Source organism: Streptococcus sp. HMSC070B10 (assembly GCF_001808665.1).
GTDB lineage: Bacteria > Bacillota > Bacilli > Lactobacillales > Streptococcaceae > Streptococcus.
Map to the genome: position 1 here is coordinate 1121 of NZ_KV794174.1, position 622 is coordinate 1742.

The window sequence follows — 622 nt, forward strand, 5'->3', positions numbered from 1 at the left end:
ACAATCCCTCTTTGTATCAAGGCTTGATTATTACAGGAATTATTGTTTGGGTATTAAATCTAGTTTTTCTTTTGGATCTTAAGCGAGGGATATTAACCAGTTTTGGAACCTATCTCATGTATCTGACTGGTCATATTTATATCATTATTGGTTTTGGTGCTATGAGTGGGGACCATAATTTTATTGGATTAAAGCTATCCCTTCCTCTTATACAATCCATTATTGTAATAGCCGTCATGAGCTGCTTGGTCAATTTAGACTCTGAAGAAATTATCTCACAGAAAGCCAGCAAATTTATGGTTAATTTTTTACTTGCTCCTCCACTTATTTTATCGTGTGTCTGTATATTTTTAGCGATGTTTGGATATGAATATTTTTGGGGATGGGGAGCGTCTTTATTATCAATGGCTTTTGGACAAGCTGTGTACTTACCTTGGTTTTATATTATTTATGCCTACCAACACCGTCATGATGTTAAGGAAATAAGACCAATTAAGCATATAGAAGTGTCTTCGGATTTGATTCAAAATAAAGAATTTGATAAAAATAGATTTAAAAAGGAAAAGAAACATGATTAAAGAAATACAGCTACATATGAGCCATTTGATGACAGACCAGGTCC

Annotated in this window: 1 protein-coding gene; it reads left to right on the forward strand. The window is 33.4% G+C overall.

All coding sequences use genetic code 11. From position 1 onward, the window contains the following. Positions 1 to 578: hypothetical protein (locus HMPREF2613_RS05235; RefSeq protein ID WP_070479485.1), on the forward strand; the 578-nt coding region annotated here is incomplete at its 5' end. Positions 579 to 622: the final 44 nt, after the last annotated feature.